This is a genomic window from Nocardiopsis sp. NPDC055824 (assembly GCF_053616335.1).
Genome location: NZ_JBSHDN010000345.1, coordinates 1 through 3,840, shown reverse-complemented (window position 1 = coordinate 3,840; position 3,840 = coordinate 1). Strand labels below are relative to the sequence as shown.

Here is a 3,840-nt window from a genome sequence, read left to right as displayed (position 1 = left end):
CCCCCACGCCTGACAACGGGTCCGCCGCCGACCGGCGGCGGACCCGGACCCTCCACCCCACCCACCCGAGGCGGAAAGGCCGCGGCTCGCAGTCCGGGCCCAGGTACGCGATGACGAACAAGACCGACTTCAAGAAGACCCTCGACGCCTACCGGGCGCCACGGGGCCGGTTCCGGATCGCCGAGATACCGGACCTGCACTACCTGATGATCGACGGCCGCGGGGACCCGAACACCTCACCGGCCTTCGCCGAGGCGGTCGGGGCGCTCTACCCGGTGGCCTACAAGCTGAAGTTCGCCAGCAAGCGGGAGCTCGGGCGCGACTACGTCGTCATGCCCCTGGAGGGCCTGTGGTGGGCCGAGGACATGGACGCCTTCACGGCGGCCCGCGACAAGTCCCGGTGGGACTGGACCATGATGATCATGGTCCCGGACTGGACCGACCAGGACATGTTCGCCTCCGCCGTCGAGCGTGCGGCGGCCGGGAACAGGCCGGCGCGCCTGGGCGACGTCCGCCTGGAGCGGCTGTCGGAGGGCCGGTGCGTGCAGACGCTGCACGTCGGCCCGTTCGACGGGGAGGCCGGGGTCCTGGCACGGATGCACCACGAGTTCATCCCCGACCACGGGCTGCGCATGACCGGAAAACACCACGAGATCTACCTCGGCGACTTGCGCAGGGTCGCACCGGAGAGGATGCGCACCATCCTCCGGCAACCGGTCGAGGCCGCGGACGCGGGCGGGTAGCGGCACGCCGGGCGGGTACGGGAGACGGTGCCGCGCCCGCCCGGTCCGGAGCGCCCGGGCCGGTCCACGCGCGGGTTCTCGGCGGAGGCGTTCGGCCCGCCGCCCCGCGGAAAACCCTTTCTGTTGCGCGCCGGCGCGGCGCTAACATGCACAACCGCCTGTTCTCTCATCCAGGGGAGCCATGGAACACGACTGGCAGGTCTGTGCCGACAACGCCGTCACCTGGGCACGACAGCATCTCGGATCGACCGCTTACACCTCGCGCTGCCTCGCCTTCGTGGAGGACGCCTACGAACGGTCCAACCACGTGGAGATCTTCGGTGGCGACTTCGCCGGTGAGTCCGCCCGGATCTATGCGGCGCGGGAGAATACCGGAGTTCCTCCGACCGGCGCCTTCGCCTTCTACGACAGCACAGGGGAGTTGTTCGGCCGCCGACAGGACTGGGGCCACGTGGGGCTGTGCGTCGGGGACGGCCGGGTCGTGCACGCCTGGGACCGGGTCAGGATCGACCACTATCTCGACATCCCGGACCTGGCGGCGCCTCCGGGCTGGGATCCCCCGCGCTGGGTCGGATGGACACCGGTCCAGCGCATCTTCCGGGGATGTAGGCCCAAGGACTGGGAGGCCGTCGGCGACGCGTCCGCAGCCGCGCAGCGCATGCAGGCGACCAGGTTCGGTGAGGGGCCGGGGCCGGCCTGACACCCGTGTGGGGCCCGGGCCGAGGCGCGACGGACCGGCCCGACACCGCCGCCTTGGGCGGCCGCGCACGCCGCACCGCCGCCGACCTGGCCCGCCGGGCCCTTACCGGCGGCCCCGCTCCCCCCTATGCTGCCGGGCATGGCAACACACGAGCGGGAGATCACCGCCCCTGTCGACCTGTGCGCGCCCGACGGCCGCCTCAACCCCGACGCCGTGGGGTGGTCGCGCACCCCCCTGCACCGGAGCGCGCTCCCCGGCTGGGGCCGCCGCAAGAAGTGGGAGTACTGGTGTGTGTCCACCCCCACCCACCTGGTCGCCCTCACCGTCGCCGACATCGACTACCTCGGAGTGGTCGGCGTGTACCTCCTGGAGTACGGGGGCCGCGAGGTGAGCCGCACCTCCCTGCGTCCGCTCGCCCACGGCGTCCGCCTGCCCGACACCCTGGGCGCCGGGACGGGCGCGGCCATCGGACCCGTGCGCGCCCTCGTCCAGGAGGCGCCCGGCGCGACACGGCTCCGCTTCTCCTGCGACACCCCCGAGGGCAGGCTCCACGGCGACCTCACCGTCGACCTGCCCCAGGACCACGAGACCATGAACGTGGTCATCCCCTGGAGCGCCGACCGCTTCCAGTACACCTCCAAGCACACCGCCCGCCCCGCCCGGGGCGCGGTCCGCCTCGGAGGGGACGTCCTGGACTTCGGGGGCGGCTGGGGGGTGCTCGACCACGGGCGCGGCCGCTGGCCCTACGACACCCGGTGGAACTGGGGCGCGGCCTCCGGCCGCACCGACGGCCGCACGGTGGGGCTGCAGTTCGGCGGCAGGTGGACCGAGGGCACCGGCCTGACCGAGAACGCCCTGTGCGTAAACGGGCGCCTGTCCAAGATCGGCGAGGAACTCGAATGGGAGTACGACCCCGACGACGCCCTCACCCCCTGGTGGATCCGCACCCCCGGCTCCGACCAGGTCGACCTCGTCTTCACCCCCTTCCACGAGCGGGTCGACCGCACCGACGCCGGCGTCCTCGTCAACGACACCCACCAGTGCTTCGGCCACTACACCGGCACCGTGCACACCGACGACGGCCACCCGGTGGCCGTGGACGGCCTCTTCGGATTCGCCGAACACGTGCACATGCGCTGGTGACACGGGTGCGGTCCCGGTCCGTGGCGGTGCCCGAGCCGGCGCCGCCTCGGCTATTTTCGGCAGGGTGAGCAATCTCGAACCCCACCCCGCCGAAGAGCGCGTGTGCGCCGGGGAGATCGACCCCGCCCTCCCCGACCCGGACACCGAACTCCTCGAACCCCGCGAGGTCCCCCTGGGCGGGCCCCGCGCGATGCTGGTCCGCCGGGCCCTCCCGGGCAAGAACCGCCGCATGGTCGGCGCCTGGTGCTTCGCCGACGCCTACGGCCCCACGGACGTCTCCCCGGGCGCCGGCATGCAGGTGCCGCCGCACCCCCACATCGGCCTCCAGACCGTCAGCTGGCTGGTGAGGGGGACGGTCCACCACCGCGACAGCGTCGGCTCCGACCAGCTGGTCCGCCCCGGCCAGCTCAACCTCATGACCGCCGGGCACGGCATCGCCCACTCCGAGCGCACCCCCGCCGACGCCCCCCGCGACCTGCACGGCGCCCAGCTGTGGGTGGCCCTGCCCGGGGCCGACCGCGAGGGCGACCCGCACTTCGAGCACCACGCCGACCTGCCCGTCCTGGACCTCCCTCTCCTGGACCGGGCCGGCGCGGCCCCCGCGGAACCGCCGGCGCACGGGGCGAGGGTCACGGTGATCATGGGCGAGGTGGACGGGCGCCGCTCCCCCGCCCGCACCTACACCCCGCTCATGGGCGCCGAACTGGTGCTGGAGCCCGGCGCCCGCGTGCGCATGCCCCTGGAACCGGGGTTCGAGCACGGCGTGCTGGCACTGGACGCGACCGTGCACACCCTCGGGCACCGGGTCGGCGCGGGATCCCTGCTCTACCTGGGGCAGGGGCGCGACCACGCCGTCCTGCACGCCGAGGAGCGCGCCCACCTGCTGGTCATCGGCGGCGAGCCCTTCGCCGAGGACCTGGTGATGTGGTGGAACTTCGTCGGACGCGACCACGACGAGATCGTCCGGGCGCGCACCGCCTGGGAACAGGGCCGCGAGGCGCCCGCACCCGGATCCCGCTTCCCCGCGGTGGCCGGTGACGGGGGCGCGGCACTGCCCGCGCCCGACCTGCCCAACGCCCGCCTGCGGCCCAGGCCCCGCCACCGCCCCTGAGACCCCTCCGGCCCCGTACGGCAGGACCTGTGGCGGGGGCCCCCGACCCCCGGGGCGCCGCCCCCCCCCGGGGGCCCCCCGCCCGGAGAGGGGGGGGCCCGGGTGGGTGGACCCCCCCCCGGGGACGGGCACACCAGGGCAAA

Annotated in this window: 4 protein-coding genes; all 4 read left to right on the top strand. The window is 74.1% G+C overall.

Annotated features, from left to right (window positions below; translation table 11 throughout):
* Positions 1-110 precede the first annotated feature (110 nt).
* Positions 111-743, top strand: a complete 633-nt coding sequence (locus ACWGL3_RS31510; RefSeq protein ID WP_267950145.1) for a GyrI-like domain-containing protein — start codon at positions 111-113, stop codon at positions 741-743.
* 181 nt (positions 744-924) lie between these two features.
* A complete protein-coding gene (locus tag ACWGL3_RS31505; RefSeq protein WP_267950146.1) occupies positions 925-1,443 on the top strand; it encodes a hypothetical protein in 519 nt (172 codons plus the stop codon).
* A 138-nt stretch (positions 1,444-1,581) separates the two neighbouring features.
* The gene (locus ACWGL3_RS31500; RefSeq protein ID WP_452462137.1) at positions 1,582-2,586 is read left to right on the top strand and encodes a DUF2804 domain-containing protein; all 1,005 of its coding nucleotides are present in this window, start codon (positions 1,582-1,584) and stop codon (positions 2,584-2,586) included.
* A gap of 64 nt (positions 2,587-2,650) precedes the next feature.
* Positions 2,651-3,697, top strand: coding sequence for a pirin family protein (locus tag ACWGL3_RS31495; RefSeq protein ID WP_267950148.1), 1,047 nt, complete (start codon positions 2,651-2,653; stop codon positions 3,695-3,697).
* The last annotated feature ends 143 nt before the right edge of the window (positions 3,698-3,840 follow it).